This window comes from Thalassospira alkalitolerans (assembly GCF_002115745.1).
Taxonomy (GTDB): Bacteria; Pseudomonadota; Alphaproteobacteria; order Rhodospirillales; family Thalassospiraceae; genus Thalassospira; species Thalassospira alkalitolerans.
The window spans coordinates 1-1,369 of record NZ_JFKB01000045.1; the positions used below are offsets into that span (position 1 = coordinate 1).

The following is a 1,369-nucleotide window of genomic DNA, read 5'->3' on the forward strand; positions in this document are numbered from 1 at the left end:
TCGCAGGTTCGAGTCCTGCTGCCGGAGCCAAAAACCCCTGGAACTTAGTTCCGGGGGTTTTTGCTTTTGCACCCTGCCCGACAAATTGCTAGCAATAACCCCCGCCTCCCCACAGGCACCACTTCCGACAATTCGATAATGAAAAGGAATGCCACATGGCAAATGCTCTTCTGCGCCGTCACATGGCGAAGGATCTAAGCTTTTCACAACTGGCCTGGGGGGCCTGGCGCCTGCGTAACAGTACTGATATTAAAAATGCCGATGACATTCTGGCCCTTATTCGGGCCTGCCTTGACGCGGGCATCACCACATTCGATCACGCCGATATATATGGTGGATATGGTTGCGAAGCTTATTTTGGCGAAGCCTTGGCCAAAGCGCCCGAATTGCGCCACCAGATGGAAATCATCACCAAATGCGATATTTCACTGGTCAACACCGCGCGCCCGGATCATCGGATCAATCATTACAACACGACCAAACCCCATATCCTGCAATCGGTTGAAAACTCGCTTGCCAGCCTTGGTATCGATCACATTGACCTGTTGATGATCCACCGTCCGGATCCGTTGATGGTTGCCGACGAGGTTGCAGAAACGTTTAGCCAGCTCCGTCAATCCGGCAAAGTCGGCCATTTCGGCGTTTCCAACTTTAAACCATCGCAGTTCAACCTGCTGCAAAGCCGCCTTGATGCACCGTTGATCACCAATCAGGTCGAATGTTCGGTTCTGGAACTTGCCCCAATCTTTAACGGCACATTTGATCAGATGCAGCAACACCGCATTCACCCGATGATCTGGTCGCCGCTTGGCGGTGCGCGCCTGTTTACCGACACGGATGACGTCTGCGCAAACCGCCTGCGCCCGGTGCTGGAGCACATGCGCGATAAATATGACCTGCCGGGCATCGCCGAGGTCGCCATTGCCTGGCTTCTGCATCTGCCCTCACAGGTAATCCCGGTTCTGGGGACCATGAAGGCCCATCGCATAGCCGACGCGACAAAATCATGCAATGTCACATTCGAACGTCAGGACTGGTTTGAAATTCTGGTCGCCGCACAGGGGCACCCAGTGCCATAAGCCAAAATTGTTTGCGAGTAGGATGCAAAACCTCCCCCATCCCCTTTTATCGCCCGATACGACGATAAAAGGATACTTCCCAGGCAGCAGTTCAACTTCTGCCCATCAGGACAAGCAGAGCGGATAAACTACAAGGCGGCATCAACCCGGCGCAGATGAAAAAAGATCGGTTTCGGGTCACTTTTTTCACAAAAAGGTCTTGCGGGATCAAAGCCGTTTTATTATACCCCTGCCACGCGCTTCGAATGGAGTGCCAACCCTGATCCGGCATAGCTCAGTTGGTAGAGCAA

1 protein-coding gene is annotated in these 1,369 nt (G+C 53.3%); it reads left to right on the forward strand.

The genetic code is table 11. From position 1 onward, the window contains the following. Positions 1 to 155: 155 nt before the first annotated feature. Positions 156 to 1,079 carry an aldo/keto reductase gene (locus tag TALK_RS21820; protein ID WP_085621272.1) on the forward strand — a complete coding sequence of 308 codons (924 nt, stop codon included), beginning with the start codon at positions 156 to 158 and terminating at the stop codon, positions 1,077 to 1,079. Positions 1,080 to 1,369: the final 290 nt, after the last annotated feature.

Coding starts and splice junctions, on each gene's coding strand:
- TALK_RS21820 (WP_085621272.1), top strand. CDS start 156: ATGGCAAATGCTCTTCTGCGCCGTCACATGGCGAAGGATCTAAGCTTT.